Annotated in this window: 25 protein-coding genes, 1 tRNA gene and 1 pseudogene; 7 read left to right on the forward strand and 20 right to left on the reverse strand. The window is 61.7% G+C overall.

All coding sequences use genetic code 11. The annotated features are described in order from the left end of the window. Positions 1-4: 4 nt before the first annotated feature. The 6 genes from EJ077_RS25620 to EJ077_RS25645 form a co-directional block, all read right to left on the reverse strand. The gene (locus EJ077_RS25620) at positions 5-1,375 is read right to left on the reverse strand and encodes an alpha-glucosidase/alpha-galactosidase (protein ID WP_208697298.1); all 1,371 of its coding nucleotides are present in this window, start codon (positions 1,373-1,375) and stop codon (positions 5-7) included. A gap of 19 nt (positions 1,376-1,394) precedes the next feature. Beyond that, positions 1,395-3,062 carry an ABC transporter ATP-binding protein gene (locus EJ077_RS25625; RefSeq protein WP_208697301.1) on the reverse strand — a complete coding sequence of 556 codons (1,668 nt, stop codon included), beginning with the start codon at positions 3,060-3,062 and terminating at the stop codon, positions 1,395-1,397. A gap of 10 nt (positions 3,063-3,072) precedes the next feature. Beyond that, positions 3,073-4,209, reverse strand: a complete 1,137-nt coding sequence (locus EJ077_RS25630; protein ID WP_208697303.1) for an ABC transporter permease — start codon at positions 4,207-4,209, stop codon at positions 3,073-3,075. Next, complete coding sequence (locus EJ077_RS25635; protein ID WP_208697305.1) at positions 4,210-5,217, reverse strand: ABC transporter permease; 1,008 nt, start codon at positions 5,215-5,217, stop codon at positions 4,210-4,212. Between the two features lie 134 nt (positions 5,218-5,351). Next, a complete protein-coding gene (locus EJ077_RS25640; protein ID WP_208697307.1) occupies positions 5,352-7,433 on the reverse strand; it encodes an ABC transporter substrate-binding protein in 2,082 nt (693 codons plus the stop codon). A gap of 151 nt (positions 7,434-7,584) precedes the next feature. Continuing rightward, positions 7,585-9,051 (reverse strand): alpha-glucosidase/alpha-galactosidase, encoded by a 1,467-nt coding sequence (locus EJ077_RS25645; protein ID WP_208697308.1) that lies wholly within the window; start codon positions 9,049-9,051, stop codon positions 7,585-7,587. Positions 9,052-9,264: 213 nt separating this feature from the next. Here EJ077_RS25645 and EJ077_RS25650 point away from each other — a divergent pair, with 213 nt between their 5' ends. After that, on the forward strand, positions 9,265-10,173 hold the full coding sequence (locus tag EJ077_RS25650; RefSeq protein WP_208697309.1) for an AraC family transcriptional regulator: 909 nt from the start codon (positions 9,265-9,267) through the stop codon (positions 10,171-10,173). Positions 10,174-10,195: 22 nt separating this feature from the next. Here EJ077_RS25650 and EJ077_RS25655 read toward each other — a convergent pair. From EJ077_RS25655 to EJ077_RS25675, 5 genes and pseudogenes are all read right to left on the reverse strand, one after another. Beyond that, positions 10,196-12,222, reverse strand: a pseudogene (locus EJ077_RS25655) (aldo/keto reductase). Between the two features lie 36 nt (positions 12,223-12,258). After that, a complete protein-coding gene (locus tag EJ077_RS25660) occupies positions 12,259-13,338 on the reverse strand; it encodes an ABC transporter ATP-binding protein (RefSeq protein ID WP_208697310.1) in 1,080 nt (359 codons plus the stop codon). 8 nt (positions 13,339-13,346) lie between these two features. Beyond that, entirely contained in the window at positions 13,347-14,183 is an 837-nt protein-coding gene (locus EJ077_RS25665; protein ID WP_208697311.1) for a carbohydrate ABC transporter permease, read from the reverse strand. Next, positions 14,180-15,040: a carbohydrate ABC transporter permease gene (locus EJ077_RS25670; RefSeq protein ID WP_127870823.1), complete on the reverse strand. Its 861-nt coding sequence runs from the start codon at positions 15,038-15,040 to the stop codon at positions 14,180-14,182. The genes EJ077_RS25665 and EJ077_RS25670 overlap by 4 nt, the downstream gene beginning before the upstream one ends. Positions 15,041-15,133: 93 nt before the next feature. Further along, a complete protein-coding gene (locus EJ077_RS25675; RefSeq protein ID WP_208697312.1) occupies positions 15,134-16,405 on the reverse strand; it encodes an ABC transporter substrate-binding protein in 1,272 nt (423 codons plus the stop codon). A 104-nt stretch (positions 16,406-16,509) separates the two neighbouring features. Here EJ077_RS25675 and EJ077_RS25680 point away from each other — a divergent pair, with 104 nt between their 5' ends. From EJ077_RS25680 to EJ077_RS25695, 4 genes are all read left to right on the forward strand, one after another. Continuing rightward, positions 16,510-17,382 (forward strand): helix-turn-helix domain-containing protein, encoded by an 873-nt coding sequence (locus tag EJ077_RS25680; RefSeq protein ID WP_208697313.1) that lies wholly within the window; start codon positions 16,510-16,512, stop codon positions 17,380-17,382. A gap of 172 nt (positions 17,383-17,554) precedes the next feature. Continuing rightward, a tRNA-Phe gene (locus EJ077_RS25685) sits at positions 17,555-17,630 on the forward strand. A 169-nt stretch (positions 17,631-17,799) separates the two neighbouring features. Further along, a complete protein-coding gene (locus tag EJ077_RS25690; RefSeq protein WP_208697315.1) occupies positions 17,800-18,120 on the forward strand; it encodes a hypothetical protein in 321 nt (106 codons plus the stop codon). Next, a complete protein-coding gene (locus EJ077_RS25695) occupies positions 18,108-18,530 on the forward strand; it encodes a phospholipase D-like domain-containing protein (protein ID WP_208697317.1) in 423 nt (140 codons plus the stop codon). The genes EJ077_RS25690 and EJ077_RS25695 overlap by 13 nt, the downstream gene beginning before the upstream one ends. A 76-nt stretch (positions 18,531-18,606) precedes the next feature. Here EJ077_RS25695 and EJ077_RS25700 read toward each other — a convergent pair whose 3' ends face one another. The 9 genes from EJ077_RS25700 to EJ077_RS25735 all read right to left on the reverse strand — a co-directional run bounded on the left by EJ077_RS25700 (position 18,607) and on the right by EJ077_RS25735 (position 22,599). After that, a complete protein-coding gene (locus EJ077_RS25700; RefSeq protein WP_208697319.1) occupies positions 18,607-18,849 on the reverse strand; it encodes a hypothetical protein in 243 nt (80 codons plus the stop codon). A gap of 93 nt (positions 18,850-18,942) precedes the next feature. Beyond that, positions 18,943-19,119: a hypothetical protein gene (locus EJ077_RS25705; protein ID WP_245458554.1), complete on the reverse strand. Its 177-nt coding sequence runs from the start codon at positions 19,117-19,119 to the stop codon at positions 18,943-18,945. A 79-nt stretch (positions 19,120-19,198) separates the two neighbouring features. Further along, positions 19,199-19,375: a hypothetical protein gene (locus tag EJ077_RS25710; protein ID WP_208697323.1), complete on the reverse strand. Its 177-nt coding sequence runs from the start codon at positions 19,373-19,375 to the stop codon at positions 19,199-19,201. 120 nt (positions 19,376-19,495) lie between these two features. Beyond that, positions 19,496-19,720: a DUF768 domain-containing protein gene (locus EJ077_RS25715; RefSeq protein ID WP_208697325.1), complete on the reverse strand. Its 225-nt coding sequence runs from the start codon at positions 19,718-19,720 to the stop codon at positions 19,496-19,498. A 42-nt stretch (positions 19,721-19,762) separates the two neighbouring features. Beyond that, a complete protein-coding gene (locus tag EJ077_RS25720) occupies positions 19,763-20,119 on the reverse strand; it encodes a response regulator (protein ID WP_208697327.1) in 357 nt (118 codons plus the stop codon). Between the two features lie 9 nt (positions 20,120-20,128). Beyond that, positions 20,129-20,350, reverse strand: coding sequence for a hypothetical protein (locus tag EJ077_RS32905; RefSeq protein WP_416859533.1), 222 nt, complete (start codon positions 20,348-20,350; stop codon positions 20,129-20,131). After that, positions 20,347-21,132 (reverse strand): HWE histidine kinase domain-containing protein, encoded by a 786-nt coding sequence (locus EJ077_RS25725; RefSeq protein ID WP_416859534.1) that lies wholly within the window; start codon positions 21,130-21,132, stop codon positions 20,347-20,349. The genes EJ077_RS32905 and EJ077_RS25725 overlap by 4 nt, the downstream gene beginning before the upstream one ends. A 124-nt stretch (positions 21,133-21,256) precedes the next feature. Next, positions 21,257-22,117, reverse strand: coding sequence for an ATP-dependent DNA ligase (locus EJ077_RS25730; protein ID WP_208697329.1), 861 nt, complete (start codon positions 22,115-22,117; stop codon positions 21,257-21,259). Between the two features lie 260 nt (positions 22,118-22,377). Beyond that, positions 22,378-22,599, reverse strand: a complete 222-nt coding sequence (locus tag EJ077_RS25735) for a DUF768 domain-containing protein (protein WP_208697331.1) — start codon at positions 22,597-22,599, stop codon at positions 22,378-22,380. 210 nt (positions 22,600-22,809) lie between these two features. Here EJ077_RS25735 and EJ077_RS25740 point away from each other — a divergent pair, with 210 nt between their 5' ends. Both EJ077_RS25740 and EJ077_RS25745 read left to right on the forward strand, forming a co-directional pair. Continuing rightward, the gene (locus tag EJ077_RS25740; protein WP_208697333.1) at positions 22,810-22,998 is read left to right on the forward strand and encodes a DUF3606 domain-containing protein; all 189 of its coding nucleotides are present in this window, start codon (positions 22,810-22,812) and stop codon (positions 22,996-22,998) included. After that, positions 22,995-23,207 carry a hypothetical protein gene (locus tag EJ077_RS25745; protein WP_208697336.1) on the forward strand — a complete coding sequence of 71 codons (213 nt, stop codon included), beginning with the start codon at positions 22,995-22,997 and terminating at the stop codon, positions 23,205-23,207. Before EJ077_RS25740 ends, EJ077_RS25745 begins: the two co-directional genes overlap by 4 nt. Positions 23,208-24,026 lie beyond the last annotated feature (819 nt).

Here is a 24,026-nt window from a genome sequence, read left to right on the forward strand (position 1 = left end):
CCAGTCAGGCAGCTTCGTTCTTGCGTTTCACGCGCGCCCAGGCCGGCAGCCAGTCGCCGTGGGCGGCAAGGAGGTCATCGACCAGCGACCAGATCTGGTCGAGGTCGAGTTCGGCCGCCGTGTGCGGATCCATCATCGCCGCGTGGTAGATGTGTTCGCGGTTTTCCGTCATCAGCGCCCGCACCGTCAGTTCCTGGACGTTGATGTTGGTGCGGATCAGCGCCGTCAGTTGCGGCGGCAGGTCGCCTATATAGGTCGGCTGGATGCCGGACGCGTCGACCAGGCATGGCACTTCGGCGGCGCAATCGCGGGGCAGCGAGGTGATGCAGCCATTGTTGCGGACATTGCCGTAGATCACCGACGGCTCGCCGGTCCAGACTGAATTCATGATCGAGGAGGCATACTCCTTGGACTCCTCGACCTCGATGCGCTGGGCCGAGCGGTAGGCCTGCGCCTGGTCCTTCCAGCGCTCGATCTGCTCGATGCAGCGCTTGGGATATTCATCGAGCGGAATGCCGTATTTCTCGATCAGATCGGGGCGGCCGTCCTTAATGAAATAGGGCGTGTATTCGGCGAAATGCTCCGAGCTTTCGGTAACGAAATAGCCGAGCCGGGTCAGCATCTCGTAGCGCACCTTGTTAGGGCAGCGCGGGTTCCAGCCGGCTTTGGGCGCGCGGCCCTCGCGATAGGCGCGCACCAGGTCGGGATAAAGATCGCGGTAGGATCCGTCCGGCTGGCGATGCTCGAACTTCAGATAGAAGGCCATGTGGTTGATACCAGCCGAGCGGTAACGAATCTCGTCGTAGGGAAGGTCGAGGTCGTGCGCCAGTTCCATCGCCGTGCCTTGCACCGAGTGGCACAGTCCGACCTGCCGGATCTCGGGATATTTCTCCGATATCGCCCAGGTGTTGATCGCCATCGGGTTGACATATTGCAGCATTATCGCCTGCGGGCAGACGGCGAGCATGTCCTCGCAGATCTTCCACAGATGCGGCACGGTCCTGAGGCCGCGCATGATGCCGCCGACGCCGAGCGTGTCGGCGATGGTCTGGCGCAGGCCGTATGTCTTCGGCACCTCGAAATCCGTGACGGTGCAGGGCTCATAGCCGCCGATCTGGAAGGCGACGACGACGAAATCGGCGCCGCTGAGGGCTTTGCGCTGATCCGTGTAGGTCTCGGCCTTCGCCTTGACGCCAAGCGTGGCGATCAGCTTGTTGACGACGACGGCGCTTTCTTCCAGCCGCTGCGGATTGATGTCCATCAGCGCGATCTTGGCGCCCGAAAGCGCCGGCCGCTGCAGCACGTCACCGACGATGTTCTTCATGAACACCGTCGAACCGGCGCCGATGAATGTGATCCTGGGATGTCTTGCCACGTTAACCTCCGGCATGTGTTCAGGCCACGTCGAAAGCGGCCCTGACGAGCCGTTCGGTGTAGGCGGTCTTGGGATTGGTGAGGACCTCGTCGACGGGTCCCTGCTCGACGATCTTGCCGTGTTGCATGACGATGACGCGGTGGCACAGCGCGCGCACCACCTTCAGGTCGTGCGAAATGAACAGGTAACTCAAGCCGCGCTCGTCCTGCAGCTTGCGCAAGAGATCGATGATCTGCGCCTGGACGGACAGGTCGAGCGCCGATGTCGGCTCGTCGAGCAGGATGAATTCGGGTTCGAGCGCGATGGCCCGCGCAATCGCGATGCGCTGGCGCTGGCCACCGGAGAATTCATGCGGAAACCGCGACAGGATATCGCCCGGCATGCCGGCGCTGACCAGCGCCTCGCGCACCCGCTCGACCCGCTCGCGCCACGTGGCGCCGATGCTGTTGACGATCAGCCCTTCCTCGATGATCTGGCCGATCGTCATGCGCGGGTTGAGCGAGGAGAACGGGTCCTGGAAGACGATCTGCATGCGCGAGCGCAGCGGCCGCATCTGCGTCCGCGACAGGCCATGGATCGGCTGGCCGTCGAAACGGATCTCGCCGCGTTTGGCGTCGGTCAGCCGCAGCAGCGCCTGGCCGAAGGTCGTCTTGCCGGAACCGGATTCGCCGACCAGTCCCAGCGTTTCGTGGCGGCAAAGCTTGAGATCGAGATCGTCGACCGCGACCAGTTCACGCCAGTCCGGTTTGAGAAACGTGCCATGGCGCAGCATGAAGCAGACGCGCACGCCATCCGCCTCTAGGATGGTGCCTGAGCCCTCCGGGAGCGGTTGCGGGCGTCCCCTTGGCTCGGAGGCAAGCAGCCGCTGGGTATAGGGATGCCGCGGATCGGCGAACAGCCGTTCGGTGACGTTGTGCTCGCACATCTCACCATGCTGCATCACATAGACATAGTCGGAAAACTTGCGCACCACGGTGAGATCGTGGGTGATCAGGATCACCGCCATCCGCAGCTCTTTCTGCAGATTGCGGATCAGGTTGAGGATCTGGGCCTGCACCGTGACATCGAGCGCGGTCGTCGGCTCGTCGGCGATCAGCACGTCGGGATTGTTGGCGAGCGCCATGGCGATCATCACGCGCTGGCGCTGCCCGCCCGAGAGCTGGTGCGGATATTGTTTGAGCCGCGCTTCGGGTTCGGGAATCTGCACATGCCGCAGCAGTTCGAGCGCCCGCGCCCAGGCTTGCTTGTGGCTCACCTTGCGATGCACCCGGATCGCCTCGACGATCTGGCTGCCGACCGTATAGATCGGGTTGAGCGAGCTCATCGGCTCCTGGAAGATCATCGAGATGCGGTTGCCGCGCAGCTTTCGCCGGGCGCTCTCGGGGAATTTGAGGATGTCCTGGCCGTCGTAACAGATGCTCGATTTCGGCGACACGGTGGCCCGGCGCGACAGCAGCCCCATGACGGTGCGCGCCGTCACCGACTTGCCGGAACCGGATTCGCCGACGATCGCGATCGTCTCGCCGCGATAGAGCTGGAACGAGATGTCCTTGACCGCTTCGACCACGCCGTGTTCGACCTTGAAGGCGACCTCGATGTTGCGGGCGTCGATGACGGGCTCTCCCTGGCGCCCATCATGATCGAGGCGGAAGGCTGGTGCGAAGGGCTCGGCGAGTACGATGGTCATCCCGGTCCCCTCAATACGGATCGACGGCGTCGCGCAGGCCGTCGCCCAGCGCGTTGAAGGCGAAGACCGTGACGAGCACGAAGCCGACCGGCGACAGGATCCAGGGATAGGTGCCGATGACGGAGTAGGTCGCGGTGTCCTGCAGCATCAGGCCCCAGGAGATGAGCGGCGGTTTGACGGCGAAGCCGAGGAACCCGAGGAAGGATTCGAGCAGCACCACCGTAGGGATCGCCAGCGTGACAGCGACGATCACGTGGCTCATCACATTGGGGAAGATGTGCTGCAGGATGATGCGCCGATCGGTGGCCCCGACCGCCATGGCGGCGCGCACATATTCGATGCGCGCCAGCGCCAGCGTCTTGCCGCGCACCTCGCGCGACATCTGCGCCCAGCCGAGCGCCGACATGACGATGATGACGAAGGCAAGAAAGACGTTCGTCGGCGCGGTGACCGGGATCAGCGTCGTCAGCGCCAGATAGAGCGGCAGTTGCGGGAAGGCCAGGACCAATTCGACGAAGCGCTGCATCCAGACATCGAACCGGCCGCCGAAATAGCCTGACACCATGCCGACTGTGGTGCCGATGACGGTGATGATGAAGACGACCGTCAGTGCGATCATCAACGAAACGCGTGAGCCGTGGATGGCGCGCGACAGCACATCGCGGCCGAATTTGTCGGTGCCGAGGAAATGCACCGGCTGGCCGTCCGTCGAGGCAAAGAAATGCCGGTTCGCCGGGATCAGCCCGAAGAGCCTGTAGGGCGCGCCTTCGACAAAGAAGCCAAGCAGCCTCGGGTGGTCGTAGTCGGGGCCGACGATGGGCTGAAAGGTGACCGGATCGAGGTCGGCTGAATCGGCCAGCGCATAGACCCTCGGCCGCGCGACGAAATTGCCGTCCTTGTCGTGGAAGGAAGGCAGCTGCGGCGGGGCGAAGCCGACATCGGTCGCCTTCGGATCCATCGGCGCCAGGAATTCGGCGAAAACGGCCATGACCAGGAGCAGCGCGACCAGCCAAAGCCCGGCCATGCCGGTCCAGGAGCGCTTCAGCCGGCGCCGGACAAGTGCCATGTAGCTCTCATTGCCACGCGCGGGCGCCACTGTGGCTCGCTCGGCCGGCAACGGTGGTGGTGAAGGGTCGCGCGCCAGCATCTAGCCCTCCCCGAACTGGCGCACGCGCGGATCAAGCAGGACGAGCAGCATGTCGGCGATGATGTTGCCGACGATCAGCGTCGCCGACAGCACCATCATGAAGGTCGCGGTGACATAGACGTCGCCGACCGCCATCGAGCCGACGATCGCCGGACCGACGGTCGGCAGCGCGAAGATGATGGCCGTCTCGATCTCGCCGGTCAGCATATAGGGCAGCACCACGCCCTGATACATGACCAGCGGGTGCAATGCGTTGGGCACGGCGTGGCGCATGACGACGGTGCTGCCGGTCAGACCCTTGGCCTTGGCCGTCTCGACATATTGCGCGTTGAGCGTGTCGAGCAGATTGCCGCGCATGACTCGCATATTGTAGGCGAGGCCGCCGAAGGTGGCGATCGCCACCACCGGCCAGACATGCTTGACCAGGTCGACGAACTTCGCCCACGACCATGGCGCGCCGCCATATTGCGGCGAGAAGAATGAGCCGATCTCCGAGACGTTGAATTGGAAGACGAGGAGATAGACGATGATCAGCGCCATCAGGAAGCGCGGCACCGTCATGCCGAGGAAAGAGATGGCCGACAGCGTGGAATCGATCCAGGTGTATTGCCGGGTCGCCGCCCATATGCCGAAGGTGATGCCCAGCACCGAGGCGAGCAGATGACAGACCAGCGCCAGCAGCAGCGTGCGCGGCAGGCGCTCGCCGACGACCTCGGCCACCGGCTTGTTGTAATAGAGGCTGTAACCGAAATCGCCGCGGGTGACGATACCGCCGATCCAGTTGAGATACTGGACGGGCAGCGGCTTATCGAAGCCGTGTTCGACGCGATAGGCCTGGGCTTGAGCGTCGGCCTCGGCGAAGGAAGCCCCGCCCTGGTTGATCAGCTGCGAGCGGATGTAATCGGCGTAGTCGCCAGGCGGCGCCTGGATGATGGCAAAGGTGACGAGGCTCAGAATAGCGAGAACCGGTATCGCCGACGCTATGCGCGTGAGCAGGAATCGCAGCATCGACGGTCCGCTTCCTCATCTCGCCGGACGCTCCCTTGGAGGGGCGCCCGGAGGGTTGGTTTGTCCCGGCCGCGCCAGCGGCGCGGCCGGGTCTCTCTCAGTCAGGGAGGTAAACCTACATCGGGCCTTTAATCTTACATCGGACCCTTGTCTCCAGGCTTGCCGGGAAGCTCTTCCGGGAACAATTCGTATTTCGCCTGCTTGTCGGCCGCGACAAAGACCCGTTCGCGGATGATCGAATCCTCGGCCCAGTTGAACATGAAGATCGGCGTGCCCTGCGGAATGTTCGAGAAGCGCTTGTTGACGATCAAGGCACCGGGATATTCCGTCAGGCCGATATTGTAGACGTGCTCGGTCGAAATCTTCTGGAAGTCCCGCATCAGACTGGCGCGCTGGTTGTTGTCCGCCGAAGAGACGAACTTGTTGACGATGTCGACGAGGTCCTTCTCGAAAGGCATCAGATCGACCTCGCCGCTTTCCGGCGCGCGGTGATCCCAGCTGGTCTTGGGGCCGACTGGCGCGAGCTGCACGGTGTTCTGCACGACGGAGGTCAGCTCCTGCTCATTGCGCCGGATCAGCCAGTCGAATCGGCCCGAATATTGGGTGGCATCGCGCTGCGTGCCGTTAAGCCCGTTGAGCACGATCCGGAGACCAAGCTTCTCCATCTGCGCCACCACGCCTTCGGCGAGGCTCTTGTCGGTCGTGTAGTCGTTGTTGACCAGCATCACGATTTCGACGTTCTTGCCGCCGGCGGTACCGGCCGGGAAGTTGACGAAGCCGTCGCCGTCCGTGTCCTTCAGACCGGCCTTGGCGAGTTCAGCCTTGGCGCCCTCGAGGTCGAAGGGATAGTAAACGGTGGATTTGCGGTCGTAGAAGCTGGTGCCCGAGGAGAGGCCGCCTGGGTAGATCGCGGTGAACGGCCCCTTGACGAGGGAATCGCCCAGCGCCTTGCGGTCAAGCGCCATGGTGACGGCCTTGCGGAAATCCTCGTTGCGGTTCAGTTCGCGGATCGCCTGGCCGCGCTCATCGGGATTGCCCCAGCCATTAGCGGAAAAGTTCAGGCGCAGATTGTAGCCGATCAGCCGCGGGCCGAAGGCCAGACGCGCCGGCGCATTCGGCTCGGCCGCACGCTTCAGAGAGGCAACGAAATTTTCCGGCTGCTCGAGATTGGAGAAATCGCCCGCGCCGGCGACCGCCTGAACGTCGCGGTCGGCCCAGGTCGACAGTTTGTAATGCAGCTCGTTGAGATAGGGCAGCTGGTTGCCCTTCTCGTCCACCTTCCAATAGTAGGGATTGCGCCGCATGACGATGATGTCGTCGGCTCGATATTCGACCGGCACCCAGGCGCCCATGACAGGCATGTTCATATATTCCGGCGGGAAGGCATTCTTGAACTGGTCGTAGGTGTTCTTCGAATATTTCGGGTGCTGCGGCTTCAAGATGTGCGCGGGACCGGGGCAGAAGGTGCCATAGGCCATTGCGTAGAGGTGCTGTTTCGGGAAGGCGTCCTTGAAGGTCCACTCGACGGTGTAGTCGTCGATCTTCTTGAGCGTCGTGCCGACGCCAAAGGTTTCCTGGGTGGCGCCATTGAGCGGCGAGACGTTGGGATCCATGACCTCGTCGTCCCAGTAGAACATGACGTCGTCGGCGTTGAATGGCACGCCGTCGGACCATTTGGCGCCCTCGACGAGATGCATGGTCAGCTTGTGGCCGTCCTTAGACCAGTCCCAGCTTTTGGCGAGGTTGGGCAACGGCTCGGTGTCCTTCGCCTCGACCTGGAACAGCGGCGCGGTGCGCGTCAGGCACTCGGAAAGGCCGATGTCGATGCCGCCCCAGCCCTGGGTCTGGCCGGCGCCGTAGTTCCAGCCTTCCGGCCGGCCGCCGATGACGTGGCGCATCGTATCGCCATAGACGCCGATACCGTCGGGCATGTTGGCGGTCTTGAAGACCAGCGGCTCTTTCGGCAGCCGGTCTTTCACCGGCGGCAGCTTGCCGGCCTTGACGTATTTTTCCGTCACCCAGCCGGGCTCGTGGTACTCGGGCAGCGCCTTGAACTCCAGGACGGAGTCGCGCGCCACGTATTTGATCTTGCCCTCGGCCGGAAACGTCGCCGGCACCGGCGGCACGGTCGGTTCGGAAGCGAAAGCGTTGAGCGCCGGAACGGAGACGCTCAGCGCCAGTCCAGCGGCAATGCCAATGCTGCGTAGGTTCCTCATGGTCTCCTCCCTCGTGTTCAGACGTCTGCTGCTGCTCGTCCTGTTTTGGCCTCAACGCAATTCCGGACGGAGATTCACACTTCTCCTGAATTGCTCCGGCACGGCTGACTGCGGTGGACCTGCCTCCCTGATCCACTGCTGCGCCCGGTTTTTAGCCGGCCTGTTTCAGCGCGGCCTTTTCGGCCCGCAATTCCTCGATCGAGCGCACGCTTCGCCGCGCGGCACCCGCCCATTCGCGGGTCTTGACCGCGGATTTCGACAGCCGCTCCTTGGCCGCCGGAACCGCATGGGCATATTGCGGCAGCCATTGCGCCTGGGCGACGACCATTTCGTCGACCATCTGCCAAACCTCCTCGGGCGTCGACACGGCGCCGACCAGCGGGTCGTGCAGCACGGCAAGCTTCAGAAGATCGATGTCGCCAGATATGGCGGCGTGGACCGACATGCGCTGGACGTTGATCGAGGCCATGCAGGTGGCGGCGCAGGCTTCCGGCAGCGTGATGCCGGCGGCCATGTTGATGCCGAAGCGGTCGACGAAGCCGGGCGATTCGATGATGGCGTCGCGTGGCAGATTGGTGATCACGCCGTCGTTCTTGACGTTGAAGTGCCCACGATAGACGCGGTTGGTCTCCAGTGCCTCCAATATGTGGCTGGCGTGCTCGTTGGAGCGCTTTTGCGGATCGATCGGCTTCGACGCCGCTTCGAGGAACTGCGGATATTCGGTCTCGAACCAGTTGCGGGTTTCCGTGGAATAACGGAGGTAGCCGCCGGTCTCGCCATGGATCCAGTCCGACATGTCGATCCAGCGGGTGATCTCGTCGGGGCGCTTGCGGTACCAGGGCAAATATTCGGAGAGATGTCCGTTGCTTTCGGTGGAATAGACGCCGAAACGCTTCAGCACATCAATGCGCAGTTTCTCCTGCCGGGAATAGACCGGGTGCGCCTCGAAGGCGGCGACCAGTTCGTCCTTGCCGATTTCGCGGCCGTTCAGCCTGAGCTTGATGAACCAGGTCTGGTGGTTGATGCCGGAACAGACATAGTCGAGTTCCCTGGGCGATTTGGCGCCCAGCACCTCGGCGATCTGTTCGGCGCCATGCTGGACGCCGTGGCAAAGCCCGACCGTATCGACCTTGCCGTATTCGATCGCCGCCCAGGTGTTCATCGCCATCGGATTGGCGTAGTTGAGGAATTTCGCGTTCGTCTCGGCGACCTCGCGAATATCCCGGCAGAAATCGAGGATCACCGGAATGTTGCGCTGGCCGTAGAGGATGCCGCCGGCGCAGATCGTGTCGCCGACGCACTGATCGATGCCGTATTTCAGGGGAATGCGGATATCGTCGGCATAGGCTTCGAGGCCGCCGACCCGCACGCAGCTGATGATATAGCGCGCGCCCTCGATCGCCTTGCGGCGGTCGGTTGTCGCGGTCACCCTGGTCGGCAATCCGTTCGCCTCGACGATCCTGTCGAGGATCGCCTTGATCATCCCCAGATTGTGCTCGCTGACGTCGGTCAGGGCGAATTCAACGTCCTTGAATTCCGGCACGCACAGAATGTCGGTGAACAGCTTCTTGGTGAAACCGACGCTGCCGGCGCCGATAATAGCGATTTTGAAACTCATCACCTTCACCTCGATCCAATCGAATGCTAGGCAAGGAGCAGCAAGGGAGGAAAACGGCCACACGCCTTGGCGTGCATGCCATTCAAGCCGGAATCCGGCTTTCTTTCCTCCCGCCCGCTCCTCGATCGCGGGTTGTTCGCGTTCTTCGAGGCGGGATTATGCGCTTATTCGCGGTCACGGCCAGAGAAGGATTATGCTTTCAGGGGTAATTTTGTGCTGCGTGATTTGATCGCCAACGGACAGTCGATGCGGACGGTCTCGCTGCCGCGCGGCCGCCAGCGCCTGCATGCCATGCCGACGAGCACAGGCTATGAGGTACGCGAGGACGTGACCTATGACTGGGATGGGCGCAAGCGCGGCCAGACACCGTTCACCGTGCTCCAGCACACGATCAGCGGCACCGGCCGGCTGCGCTACGAGAACCGCGACTACCGCCTGCAGACGAACGACACGCTGCTGGTGCTGGTGCCGCACAACCACCGCTACTGGCTGGCCAAGGACGAGCGCTGGGAATATTTCTGGATCTCGATGAACGGCGAAGAGGCGTTGCGCATCCACAAGTCGATCCTCGACGTGTCGGGGCCGGTCTTTCGACTGCAGCCGGCGACGATCGATCATCTCGCCGATTGCAGCCTGCGTCTCATCAAGGGCGCCGCTTCGCCAGGCGCCGCTTCGGCCATCGCCTACGAGGCGGCGATGGCGCTCTATGACGATGTGTTCGGCTCGCACGCCTTTGCCGAAAAACAGAGCGCCATGCAGCCGGTCATCGATCACATCAACGCCAATCTCGACAAAGCCCTGCCGGTGGCGGACCTCGTCCAGATCAGCGGGCTCAGCCGGGCTCATTTCTCGCGCTGCTTCGCCGAGAGCGAAGGCCTGCCGCCCGCCGAGTTCGTGCTGCAGCAGCGGCTGCAACGGGCAGCGAAGCTTTTGACGAAAACAGACTTCCTGCCCGTGAAGGAAGTGGCCATCCTGTGCGGTTTCGAGGACGCGAATTATTTTTCGAAGGTCTTCCGCCGGCTCTACGGGACGACGCCCAGCCAGTTCCGCACCACCGGCATGTATGCCAGCTTGCAAACCCCGGCCAGGCGCGGCGCCAGGCTGTCGGACGACGAGATCTGACGCCGCTTCGAGCCTTGTTCCATCAAGCCGCGTGCAGGCTGCCGCCGTCCAGCCACTCGCGTTGGGCGGGCGAAAGCGCGATGTCCAGCGCCCGCAGGCTGTCGTCCAGTTCGCCCAGCGTGCGTGGCCCGATCAACGGAACCGAAGGGAAAGGCTGATTGAGCACATAGGCCAGCGCAATGTGGATCGGGCTCTTGCGCAGCTGGGCGGCGAGTTCGATCGCGCGGTCGCGGCGGCCGAAATTGCGCTCGGAGTACCAGACCCGCACCAGTTCTTCGCTGTCCAGCCTGTCGCGCCCGGCGCGGTCGGTGAAGAAGCCGCGTCCCTGGCTCGACCAGGCGAAGTTCGGCATCTGCCTGGATGTCAGCCAGGCCTTCCAGTCATCGGTAGAGGAGGTGATGCAGCCGGCCCAGATCGGTTCCAGCATCTCGGCCAGCGAGAAATTGTTGGAGAGCACGCCCGGCTTCTGCTTGCCGGTGCGCTCGGCATAGGCAATCGCCTCGTCCATGCGCTGCATCTTCCAGTTCGAGCCGCCGAACGGTCCCCGGATGCGGCCGGCCTTCACCTCGCGATCCATCGCGTCGACGAACTCGCCGACCGGCACGTCCGGATTGTCGCGATGCATGAAATAGATATCGACATGGTCGGTCTGCAGGCGGTCGAGCGACTGGGCAAGCTGCTTGCCGATCACGTCGGGATAGCAGAGCGGCGAATGCGCGCCCTTGGCGATAACGACCGATTGCTCGCGCACGCCTCGGTTCCTCAGCCATTGGCCGAGCAAGGTCTCGGTGTAGCCGCCGCCATAGACATAGCCGGTGTCGAACAGATTGCCCCGGCCTCGAAGAAGGCATCGAGCAGGATCGACCCGGAGGAGAAGGTGCGGAAATCCTCGAAGCCGAGCGCCACCACCGAAGCCGGCTTCGCCAGGCCCGGAATGCTGCGCCTGCCGATCGCGGTGCCGCCCGGGCGCAAGGGCCGGCCGGAGATGGTGTTGGTGCGCAGCGAGGCCTTCTCGATCTCATATTCCAGCCCCACCGCCGCGCGCCATCTGTCGAGCACGCGCAAGGTGCCGAGGCTGTCGGCCCAGCCCATGCCCGGCCAGGCGAATTCCTGACGCCCGGCTCGGATCGCTTCGCCGGCGGCATCGACCTCGAAGGAATAGACGTGGCGTTTCTCGTTGACGCTGATGGTCTCGCGCGTACCGTCGGCGCCGATCACGTCGATCCGGCCGAGGCCGACGTCGCGGTCGCCGCCGGCGAACCAGAAGTCCGGCACCTCAATGCGGCCCTTGGTGCCGAAGATACGCAGGACATTGTCCTGGTTGAGCGAGATGCTGCAGGAAACTTCGGCGACGATACCGCCTGGAAAATGCAGGACAGCGGAGGCCCATTCGTCGACGCCGGATTGACCAAGATGGGCGGTGCCGGCGACCTTGTCGGGTTCGGCGAATGGTTCTCCTGCGGCCGCGCCGGCAATGAGGCGCACCATCGAAACGGGATAGCCGCCGACATCGAGGATGCCGCCGCCGGCGAGATCGTTGGCGTAGAGCCGGTGCTCCGGCATGAAATCAGGCATGGCAAAGCCGAAGCTCGACTTGATCATCCTGATCTCGCCGATGACGCCCGACTTGATCAGATCCACCAGTTGCAGCGTCTGCGGGTGCAGCCGGTACATGAAAGCCTCGCCGAGGAAGGTGCCGGCCTTGCGCGCCACGTGCATCATGGCGTCGGCCTCGAAGGCGGTCAGCGCGAGCGGCTTTTCGCAAAGCACATGCTTTCCGGCTTCAGCTGCCCTGATCGCCCATTGCGCGTGTCCGGGATGCGGGACCGCGATGTAGATGGCGTCGATTTCCGGATCGGCAAGCAGCGCTTCATAGCCATCGACGATGCGCGCGCCGGGGAAGCTCTCGGCCAGGCCCGGCTTGTCGGGATTGCGCGCACCGATGGCGACCAGTGTCCCGGTGCGCGAACCGGCGACGCCGCCGGCGAAGGCCTTGGCAATGCCCCCCGGCCCGAGGATGCCCCAGCGAATGGGCGTTGATACAGTCATGTCATTCTCCTTGCGGGCTTGGAAAGGGGCGGCCAGTCAGCGCAGCCGCAGCCCCTTTTCGTCGAACAGGTAGGATTTGCGGATGGAAACGGTCACCTCCGATGTCTCGGGGACCTTTGCCGCGTCGCGCTGGATCACCACGTCCTCGCCATGGGTCGTCCTGGCGTAAAGGAAGCTGGTGCCGCCGAGGTGCTCGACCACGTCGATGGTGGCGGTGAGGTCGGCGTCGCCTTCACCGGCGCTGCCAAAATGTTCGGGCCGCACGCCGACGATGACCTTGCTCCCAGGTTCCGGCGCCGCAACCTTCAGGGGCTGCGTGATGCGCGTTTTCTCCTCGCCCGCCAGTTCGACCACGACGCCTTTCGCATCACGCCCGACAATGTGGGCCTTGATGAAATTCATCTTCGGCGAACCGACAAAGCCGGCCACGAAAATATTGTCGGGATTGTCATAGAGATCGAGCGGCCGGCCGATCTGCTCGACATGCCCGCCGCGCAGCACGACGATCCGGTCGGCGAGCGTCATCGCCTCGGTCTGGTCGTGTGTGACATAGACCATGGTGGCGCCGAGTTCCTTGTGCAGCCTTGAGATCTCGACCCGCATCTGGACGCGCAGTTCGGCGTCGAGATTGGAGAGCGGCTCGTCGAACAGGAACACTTGCGGCTCGCGCACGATGGCGCGGCCGATGGCGACACGCTGGCGCTGGCCGCCGGAGAGTTTCTTGGGGCGGCGGTCCATCAATTCGCCGATGCGCAGGATCTCGGCCGCGCGCTTCACCCGCCGCTCGGTGTCGGCCTTGGGGTTGCCGGTCATGCGCAGCCCGAAGGAGAGGTTCTGTTCGACGCTCATATGCGGATAGAGCGCGTAGGACTGGAAGACCATGGCGATGCCGCGATCGGCCGGCTCGACATCGTTGACCACCTTGCCGCCGATGGCGATCTCGCCGCCGCTGATGTCCTCGAGCCCGGCGATCATCCTGAGCAGTGTGGACTTGCCGCAGCCTGACGGGCCGACGAAGACGACGAACTCGCCATCGGCGATGTCGATGTTGGCGCCATGGACGACCTCGAAGGCGCCGAAGCGCTTGGCGACGTTTGTGAGCGTGACGGTTGCCATTCTGCTCCCTATTTGACCGCGCCGGCGGCGATGCCGGCGATGAAATGACGCTGCAGGAGCACGAAGACGACGAGCATCGGCACGGTCAGCATCACCGCGCCCGCCATGATGCCGCCCCACGAGACTTTGGTCAGGCCGATCAGCGTGCCCAGCGCCACGGGTGCTGTCATCGACCCCGGCTGGCTGTTGATGAGCAGCGGCCACAGATAATTGTTCCAGGAGGCGAGGAACAGGATGATGCAGAGCGCGGCCAGCATCGGCCGCGCCAACGGCAGGGCTATGAAGACGAAGATACGCCACTCCTTGACGCCCTCGACGCGGGCGGCATCGAACAGGTCGTCGGGCATCATGGAAAAGCTCTGGCGCATGAACAGCACGCCAAGCGAATTGAACAGCGGCGGCACGATCAGCGCCACCCACGTGTTGGCGAGCTTGAAGTCGCGCGCCACCATGATGAATTGCGGGATCAGCACCACCGCATAAGGCAGCGTGATGGTGCCCAGGATGATGGCGACGACCACGCCTTTGCCGAAGAACTGGTAGCGGGCCAGCGCCCAGCCGGCCATCGAGGTCAAAAGCACCGACAGGACGGTGTAGGTCACCGCCACGCAAACGGAGATGACGATGGCGCCGACGAAATCGGTGTCGTGCTGCAGATTGTTGAAATTGTCGATGAAATTGCCGTGCGGCAACAGTTCGATCCCGGGGCTGAAGATGCCGTTGTCGGGCATGGTCGAGAACACCACCATCATCCACAGCGGAAACAGCCAGATCAGCGCCAGCGGCGTCAGGAAGAGGTGCAGCGCGATGCTTCGTTTCAGTCTTGCCGAGGAGAGCGAGCTCATTTCGGTTCCCTCGTCAGCCACAGCTGCACCAGCGTGATGGCGATCGCCAGCCCCGCCATGGTGTAGGCCACGGCCGAGGCATAGCCGAAATTGAGCGAGCGGAAGCCCTGGCGGTAAAGCAGCAGGCCGAGCGTCTCGGTGCCGCCGCCCGGCCCGCCGCGCTCGGTGATCAGGAACGGCTCGGTGAACAATTGCATGGTGCCGATGATCGACAGCACGGCACAGAAGACGATGACCGGCTTCAACAGCGGCAAGGTGATGTGGAAGAATTGCTTGAGCTTGCTCACCCGGTCGAGCGTCGCCGCCTCATAGACATCCTCGGGAATGGATTGCATGCCGGCCAGCAGGATGATGGCGTTGTAGCCGGCCCAGCGCCAGGTGACCGCGATCATGATCAGCGCCATGGCCGGCGTGACGTTGGAGAACCAATCGACCTTGGGCAGGCCGATGCTGTTCAGGAGCTTGTTGACGATGCCGAAATCGAGGCTGAACATCAGCCGAAACACCGCGGAATAGGCGACCTCGCCGACCACCACCGGGGCGAAGAAGGCGAAGCGGTAGAGGCCGCGCGCCTTGAGCAGCGGCGAATTCAGAAGCACCGCCATTACCATCGCCAGCGCGATCATTACCGGAACCTGGATGACCAGGATGAGCAGCGTGTTCTTCAGCGCGTTGAAGAAGGCGGGGTCGCCGATCAGCCGGCCCCAGTTGAAGCCGGGCGCGAAGCGCCAAGGTACGGTGCGTGTTGCCTGGAACGAGATCAGGAACGAGGAGATGATCGGCCACACCCAGAAGATGGCGAAGATCAGGAGATAGGGCGTGAGAAAGCGATAGGCCGTCGCATTGCGGTTGCGCATCTTTTCTCCTCCTTCATCCCTGGTGTTGAAGACAAACGGGCAAGTGCCAGGTCCAGGACGGCATTTCGCCATCCCGGACCCCGTCCTGGGAGGTCAGGACTTGACAGGCAGCCCCGTCGCCGCGGCGATCTGGCTGGCGGCATCGTCGAGTGCCGCCTTGGCATCGGGATAGCCGCCGGCGAGATATTTGGTTTGCACCGCGCGCACGATGATCTCGGCATCGCTCTGGAACTGCGTGCCGCGGCTCGGAACAACCTTGGGCAAGGTGCCCAGAATATCCTTCCACACCGCCTGGCCACCCCAGTAGGGCAGACCCTGGCCGACATAGGGGTCGTTCAGCGCCGAGACCAGCGAGGGGACGAGGCCGAAATCCTTCAGCATGGTGATCTGGCCTTCATTGGTGCCGAGCGTGTATTTCAAATACTCGTAGGCAGCTTCCTTGTTCTTCGACGCCGAGGTGATGGCGAGCGAGGAGCCACCGAGATTGGCCGCGCGCGGGCCATCCGCGGTCAGGCTCGGCATCAGGTAGACGCCCCATTTGCCGTTTTCGCCCGCCGATTCGGTGCGGATGGTGCCCTCGTACCAGCCGCCATAGACCTGGGTGGCGACGGTTCCGGCGGTGTTGTTGGTGATCTTGGTGCCCCAGTCGGCGGACGAGACGATGCCGGCGTCCTTCATCTCCTTGACCTTGGTCATGGCGTCGACGCATTTGGGGTGGTTGACCGTGATCGACTGGCCATCCTCGGCGAAATAGGCGCAGCCCTGCTCGTTGGAGATCATGCGGAAGAATTCGGTGTCGCCGTTGAAATCGGCGTTGGTCATCGACACGCCCGGATTGGCGGCCTGGATCTTCTTGCCGGCGGCGATGAAGTCGTCCCAGGTCTTGATCGATGCCGGATCGACGCCGGCCTTCTCGTAGAAGTCGCGACGATAGAAGGCGGCGACCGGGCCGGAATCCCACGGCATGGCATAGGCCTTGTCGCCGACCTCGAGTTCGGTGCGCTTGAAATCGGGGAATTTCTTCTGGTCCTCAGCCGTGTAGCCCAGCGTGTGCAGGTCGACGAAACAGTCGGGGAACTGGCTCCAGTAATTCTCGGCCTCGCCGTTCTCGATGGTGACGATGTCGGGCAGGCCGACGCCGCCGGCCGCGCATCCGGCGATCGACTTGTCATAGGTCGGCTGGTTGCCGAGATCCTGGACCGTGACCTTGATGTCGGGATGCAGCTTGTTGAAACCGGCAACCGTTGCCTTCAGCGACGAGGCGGCGATGTTCCAGCTCCAGATCGTGATTTCGCCGGATTGCGCGAAGGCCGGGGCTGAGCCCAAGGCAAGCGCGAGCACGGCGCAGGACAGTGTGATGCGCATTGAAATCCTCCCATTTCATTTGCTCTCTCTGCGAGCCTGGCTAGACTAGGCACCGGCAAGGGCCTGTCCCCGACAAAGGGAATACGAAATTGGCGGAAAGTAAGATGCCCGAACGGCCGTTTTACCAGCCTGGTGCCAGCAGCGTGGAGGGCCTGCCGTTGCTGCTGCAGATGTTCCACACCAATCCGCTGGTGATGCTGAAGCCGCATTGGCATGCCCAGGTCGAGGTGAATTTCATCGTCCGCGGCTCCGTCCACTACCGCATGAACGAGCACGAAATATCGCTTTCGGCCGGCGAGATGTGCCTGTTCTGGGGCGGCCTGCCGCACCAGATGGACGATTTGAGCGACGACGCCGTCTATGCCGGCGCGCATCTGCCGCTGGTGCATTTCTTCCGGCTGCACCTGCCGGCGGACATACGCCACCGGCTGATGACGGGTGCGACGCTGGTGACCAGCGCCACCGATCAATCGGACAACGACAATTTCGCCCGCTGGAACCGCTATGCCCGCTCTGGCGATCCGGCCAAGGCCGAGCATGCCGTCAACGAACTTCTGCTGCGGTTGGAACGGGTACGGTTCGAGCCCTACCGGCTGGTGCCGGAAAACGCCGCCGGACAGGAAGCAGGCAACCCCTTCGACCAGCAATCGTCGCGCAATGTCGGGCGCATGTGCGATTTCATCGCCGAGAATTTCCTCTACGACATCGATTGCGTGAACATAGCGGCGGCCGCCGACATCCACCCCAAATACGCCATGAGCCTGTTCAAGAAATCGACCGGCATGACGCTCAACGAATATGTCAACCTGTTGCGGCTGAGCTACGCGCAGGCACTGTTGATGCACCAGGACGCCAACGTGCTGCGCGTCGCCATGGACAGTGGCTTCGGCTCGCTCAGCGCCTTCAACAAATCCTTCCGCAAGCTGGCCGGCATGACCCCATCCGACTTCCGCAAAGGCCTGGCCAGCGCCAGATAGGCGGGCGAACGGCATCGAAACCGGCCCATCGGGCGGCATTTCTTTTCCTGCGGGAAATCCACATCTGGGCGCTGGACAGGCCGAATTCCCGTGCTATAACCCACGCGCTTTCAAGGGGCGCCCACGGTGCCTTCATGAAATCCGGAGCGCGAGTTTTCGTTAGCCGGAACAGGCCCAGATAGCTCAGTTGGTAGAGCAGCGGACTGAAAATCCGCGTGTCGGTGGTTCGAATCCGCCTCTGGGCACCATCATTTTCTCTAGGAATTTCAGGCATTTGTGGCAAACGGGGTAGACCGGATCCCAGTTTTCATGTCGCGCCATGTTGCAATCCGCTACCGTTGATTTCCAAGGATTTCCTGCGACTATCGGCAACTCCACGCGAGATGGACGCGACATAGACCGGACCTGGGAAACGTCATGCTTTCTCGCACTCTCGACGCGCATGAATTGTATGTGCGCATAGGCCATCATCTGGCGGCGATACCAGCACGCATGGAAACTTACAGTCCGGAAAAGCAGGTCTGGATCAGCAAGGCTGTCGCACTGGTCGAGGCGGTCGGCGACCTAGTTGACATGGGCCGAATTAATGAGGTGGCTGAGTGGTATTCCACCCATCCGGCAATCTACGGTCCCAGCGCCTGGGCATTCTTCAGCGAGCACTCGCCCGCACCGAGCTTGCCGCGCCAGCAACATCTTCCGGGTCGTTCCTGCCCGTCGGCAGTCACATGGATGCCATGACCGCAATAGGCAAGGTGCTGAAGGAAGCCCAGTCAAGGCTGCTCGTTGTCGACCCGTATCTGGATCATACTATTCTGACCGACTTCGCCGCTATGGCCGCAGAAGGAGTGAAGATCGACCTGCTAGCCGATGCGTTTGCACCGAAGACAATCGCAACGCTCGTGCCGGCAGTACAACGATGGGCCGCACAATATGGGGCCAAACGTCCGATTGAGGCTCGCGCGACTGCGCCGCGGCTGTTGCATGATCGGCTAATTGTGGTCGACGACGCCAAGGTTTGGACCGTCAGCCAGTCGTTCAAGGATCTCGCCACACGGTCTCCCGCCTCGATAACGGTGTCGCCGGCCGAAGTCGCTACGCTCAAAAGTGCTGCCTACTCCGACATGTGGGCAACGGCTACGCCGCTATGAGAGAGACGCGGCCGTTCTATCGGGCTCATTCGCGAAGCCAATCAACGGCCATCCCTGCGCTTCCAATGTCCGGCGTCTATCCAGCCATCGGAGGCCGTACCGGTCCCGTCGTGTTCCACTGGATGAACTCGACTTCCTTCCCGGTGACGTCCCGCACCGTTTTCAACAGCGCCTCATGCAAGACCCGCGTCTGCCGGTAGTGATCGCAATGCGGCGATATGAACGGCTTGATAATGCTCAGGTGCAGCGCTTCCGCTGCCACCAGAAAGCGCTCGATTTCAGCCTGCGACAACTGCTTAGAAGGTTTTGATCTGGCCATTTGGCGATCTCCGTTTTGAGGGGTTCGCCGCAACGAAGGAATTTATTCCTCAATCCGATAGAGCAGGCAAGCCAGAACAAACAGGGTAGTGTCTCAGTTTGAATTTAAAAGCCAATCCCGGTGAGCAATGTGCAGAAGTTGCATCTGCTCAAACAGCGTCAAAAGCTCTTCGGCCAAGTCCGTCCTGAAACCATTGTGGTGGAAGTCGGCGACAATTTCCCGCTGGCGTGCAATGTGTCGCTCGCCTAGCAGCACGTGCTGCTCCAGCATCGCCAGAACGGTTTCCCTCATCGCTTAACGGATAGCAGGTTTCTGGCGCTTTTTATACGGCCGCGCTTTCCGGTAGGGGTCATTTTGAAATGTCTGTGATCTCCGCGATAGCTTGGGTGAGCGGCTTACCGGTTTCGTCGCGGAGGAGTACCCACACCACGGAACGTTCCGCGTCTTTTCGCTTGGAGTTCTGCAATGTGCTTATCAGGAAATCCTGAAGGGCCTGCTTCGCCTCCTGCGCGTTGGCGAACTCCAAGCCGTCACTGTCGCGTGTAAGGATCGTCCCATCGTGGCTGTCGAAAAAAATCTCGGCATCAATCAGAGCTTTTCTTGGGAGCGGGTAACCCGGGCTCTCCCTACTATTGCAACCCAGCCATCAGTCCACCAATCCAGGATCATGGGAGTGCACTATCCAATCGACCAACGTGCGGTATAGGCTTTCCACCTCATCATCGATCTCGTCACGCCGGATGCCGACGGCCTTAGCGTCGGAAAATAGCTTGTGAGTTAGGTCGTGTATCGAGACCGCATCGGCCTTCGCGTTTTCCGGAACGTTGTTCTGGATCCACTGGCCCAGGAAGTTGATGCCGCGCGCGCTCATAGCGGAATAAGTTCGTAGAATCGATGCGGTTCCGTGGCGAAGTCAACCGGTAGTGAGTTGGGTCAAAGCGGCCAATAACCGCCTCTCGTCAGCCGGTTTGCCAACATTGATTGCTCCAACAAGCGCCGTGCCGCCGATTTGCTCTGGCCTCTTGTAGGCGCTCGCCAAAACGAACGGCACCCCTCGCGCCGTTAAAGCCTCAGCCACTGGCGTGACCAGTTCATTCCGAAGGTTCACGTCGAGAAGCGCAACGGTTGGCAACTCATTTTCTATCATCTGGAGCGCACTGCGCACGTTTGCAGCCGGGCCAATTACCCGCCAGCCATTCGCCTCAAGCGTTTCCCTAAGGTCCATCGCGATCAGAAATTCGTCTTCCACAAGCAAAACGGACTTCGGCATGGACGCCTTTCAATCGGGGAGAGGCGCACTCCCCAACGGAATGACCAACTCGGCCTGTAAACCTTCAGCCGCATAGTCTTGTTCCACACGCCCGCCGAGACTATACGTCGTCGCCGATTGAATAAGTTTGGTGCCGTAGCCCGTGCTTTCTGGGGAGACTACGGCAGGGCCGCCGCGCTCCACCCATTTGAGACGAAGTTGGGTATTATTTTCTTCCAGTTTCCAGATCACATGGACCCGTCCCCAGGAACGGACAGCGCCCCGTATTTGGCGGCGTTCGTCGCCAGCTCGTGCAGAACGAGGCTGAGTGACATGATCGTACTTGGTGCAAGTACCACAGCCGTGCCCGGTTCTATCGAAACAGCAGCGGGATCGGCGGCGTAAGGCGCAAGCACACGCTCGATCAGATATGCCAGGTCGGAGACGCTCTCTTCTCCAAAGGCTAGATCCTGCGCTTCAATCAGGGCGCCAAAGCGTCCCATGAAGGCATCGCGATATTCCTCCACCGTCCGCCCTTGGGTGGGGGTCTGTTTGGCTAGCGATTGCGCCACGGCAAGCAGGTTCTTCATTCGATGCCGGAGTTCGCCGAACAGCATGTCCTTTGCCGCATCGGCGCGAACACGCTCGGTCGCGTCCACGATCGATAGCAACATCGTATGACTGGCGTTGTCGGGATGGCTGAGTGTCCGGGCAGTTACCAGCATCGTTCGAGGGCCGAGGTCGGGAAAGTCGTGCACAACCTCATAGTTTATTACGGCTGTGGCTTTCGGGATCACCTCCGCAAGCAAGACGCGAAGAGCCGGGATGTCCCACTGCCCATTGCCCAGCTCATAGAAGTGCTTTCCGATTGTCTCGTACCGATCAACGTTGAACGTTTCGAAAAAGGATTTGCTGGCAGCCTGGACGCACAGTGATGCGTCAAGCACAACCATTGGGTCCGAGACGGTGTCGACGATGCCTTGCGCCTGGACGTGGCCGGAGCGCAGGAGGCGATACAGGTCTTCAATGTTCAACGAGTGATCTCTCCAGCCGCGGCTGCCTTGCAGGTTATATAGAATCCCTGCGGGCGGCAAATTGGCAGGTGTCGTGGCATAAGGTAAAACATGCCGACTTGTTCCAACGAGCCGATCCACTCTTTTAGAGTTTTTCCCGAAAATCCTGTAGGGAAGCGTGGCGCAAATCCTCTTCGCCGCGCAAGTGCTTCACACGGCCAATGATACCCGGCTTGACCCATTGGGTTGCCGGACGCTTCATGCCCTTCGGCGCTGGCCCGGCGTGCTCCTGAACGCGCTTCCATAGCCGCTCGCGGATTGCCCGGCTGGAGTTGATGAAGGCCGAACCGACATACTGCCCTGTCTTACGATCGGCCATAAGAGCGAACGCCGGCTTGCCGGGCTCCCGTTCGACGCCAAGCAACTCATATTCCTCCACCGTATAGCATTTCGCTTTCAGCCAGTTTGTCGACGGGCCGGAGCGATATTTGCTATCCCGGCGCTTCGAAACCATGCCCTCAAGGCCGGCCTGGTCGACAAGGTGGAAAATAGCGGCAGCATCGCCCGGCAAGGGCTGAGAGAATTGAATCCTGATGTCCGGCGGGATTAGCTCCGCAAGGATCTCTCGCCGTTCCTCCAGGGACATGTCGCGAATATCGTGGCCGTTGATGTGCAGCAGGTCGAAAGCGACGAAATAGAGGTCGTGCTGCCGGCTGGTGATGGCCTTGCGCAGGGCGCCAAAGTCGGAAAGCCCGGCATCGTTCAGCACGATGATCTCGCCGTCGATGATGGCGCTGTCGACATCGAGGTCGCCGGCCGCCTTGGCGAGGTCTCGGTATTTGGCCGTCCAGTCCAGCCCGCGACGCGTGAAGATCCGCACGCCGTCCTCGTCCTTGATGATCTGGGAGCGGTACCCGTCGAACTTGACTTCGTGAATCCAGCCTTCGGCCTCGGGAGGCTTCTCAACCAAGGTCGGCATCAACGGCTCGATGAACTTCAAAGGCATGCACAGGACCCGCGGAACCGCGATTCAATTAGCATACCCTTAATTAGTTGCGGGAAATTTTAACAGTTCGTTGACCGCGCTGTCCTATTTTGGAACAGCGCGGTCTTACCCCAACCCGGACTGCGCGGGCGGCTCCGGCACGCACATGCCATCGCACTGTCGGAGCCGTCACCCTACCCTCTGAATACCAGCAATGGTTGAATCAACAGTTACCAAACGTGCCTACCGGTGCGTCTTCCCAGTCGTTAGATTTGTTGAAATCAATCCGCCAAGCCCGCGTCGTGGTGCACGATCGCATCGAGCATTGCTTCATAGACGCTGCCGGTGTCTTCCTCGATCTCGACACTACTGATCCCGACCACTTTGGCGTCGGCAAAGAGCTTCTGGGTCAATTCCGCGACTGAGATAACATCAGCTCCGGCAGTCTCGGGGACGTTGTTCGAAATCCATTGGTGCAGGAAATCGATGCCACGCGCGCTCAAGTTGCCAGGCCTTTCCGAAAGCGATGGCCCGCGCCCTTGCCCAACCCTGACGCGGGCCGACCAGGTCTCGGGGACGTTGGTCAGCAGCCCACACCCGACTGCCAGTGATTCAATCAGCTTGTGCTAAAATAGTTCCGAACTGGAAACTCGCCCCCATGCAACAAAGCGAGCCCAGCCACGTTGCCACCGATCGCAGTGGGAGAAAGCGAAATGGCCGACGACAAGAGCAAGAGGGACTTCCGGGACCGCGACCGGGTCTCATCGAGCGAAGACTACGAGGTTGATTATTTCGCACAGAAAACAGGGATCACGCCTCAACAGGTGCGCGAACTGATCAAGAAGCACGGCAACGACCGGACTACGCTGGAGCGCGAAGCCAAGAAGCTTGGCGGGAAATGACGAAGCTTTCGGAGCTTGGCCCGCCGATTCCAGGCAAGGTGCACAACGCCGCCTTCATTCGCGAAGAGGATCATTTCTATAACTGTCCGACATGTGGCCAGTTGGTCGATCAGCGCGATTTGCGCCAGATCATGTGGCATGAAGTTCCTGGCCATGAGCCACTGGAGACAGAGCCCGCGACAATCCTCAGTTTCCCTCGACCAAAATAGAAAAGCCCGCCTGCCGGTCAGGGCAAGCGGGCTTTATGGAACATAAGGCAGAACTCAAGGCGGCGGAGGCGGCGGTGTAAACGATAGGCTCACGGCGGCTGTCACAACCGACAGGCGCTCGCGCTTCATCAGCGCTGGCTTCTCATAGGCTCTCTTCATAGTGGTGCTCCTCGCTTTACCCTCGGCCGAAAACTGCCTCGCGCCGACGATTTTTGTCAACCGCCTGCGATCACCAGCTCGGTCGCCAGCCAGAAGCCACTGGCCATGAACAGCAGCTCGGCTGCTGCAACTGTACCTGCGACTCGCCCACGCGCACCTACAACTGGTGCATGACTACGATGCGCCAGTCGAGTAGCCAGTACCGATGCGACATGGATGCGACATGGCGCACTGAAAGCCTTGCGGTACAAGGATGCGTTCGGACTGAAAATCCGCGTGTCGGTGGTTCGAATCCGCCTCTGGGCACCATCATTTTAAAAAGAAAATCAAGCTCTTATAGAGTGACCGCTGATCGCTCTCGTATCGAATGCGCCTGTTGCAGGCGCGTTCGCGGGTCGGCGTTTAGGCTTTCTTGTCGCCATTGGGATTTGGTGCGGGCGCCTCTCGCACGTCTCGCGGTGGCGGATCGACATGCTCAAGCTCTGACGGTGCTTTGTCTGGCCGACGGACGGGTGGCTGCGGGCCGGGCTTCGGCTGTGGTTCTTTGATCTTGGCTGGCATATCCAGTTAATTGGAATCCACAGGCTCTTGTTCCGTTAAGCCTTGAAGGACCGGATGCCTTAAAGGACCGGCAGGCCGACGCCGCCGGGCCAAACGTGT

Origin of the sequence: Mesorhizobium sp. M8A.F.Ca.ET.057.01.1.1, from assembly GCF_003952565.1 — a bacterium.
Lineage (GTDB): Bacteria > Pseudomonadota > Alphaproteobacteria > Rhizobiales > Rhizobiaceae > Mesorhizobium.